The sequence below is a fragment of the Streptomyces flavochromogenes genome, assembly GCF_000717595.1.
Lineage (GTDB): Bacteria > Actinomycetota > Actinomycetes > Streptomycetales > Streptomycetaceae > Streptomyces > Streptomyces flavochromogenes.
Window position 1 is genome coordinate 1 of sequence record NZ_JNZO01000136.1, and the last position, 252, is coordinate 252.

Genomic DNA, 252 nt, shown 5'->3' on the forward strand with positions numbered 1-252 from the left:
GTAGGCGACGAGCCGCTTGTCGCCGGGGCGGTCCTCGCGGACGATCACCGCGGCCTGTGCCACGGAGTCGTGGGCGACGAGCGCCGACTCGATCTCGCCGGGCTCGATGCGGAAACCGCGCAGCTTCACCTGCTGGTCCGCCCGGCCCAGGTACTCGATCTCACCCTCCCGCGACCAGCGCACCAGGTCGCCGGTCCGGTACATCCGTGAGCCCGGAGGTCCGTACGGGTCCGCGACGAACCGCTCGGCGGT

General features: G+C 72.2%; 1 protein-coding gene. It reads right to left on the reverse strand.

Annotated features, from left to right (window positions below):
- Positions 1 to 252: AMP-binding enzyme (locus IF00_RS42350; RefSeq protein WP_037640654.1), on the reverse strand; the 252-nt coding region annotated here is incomplete at both ends.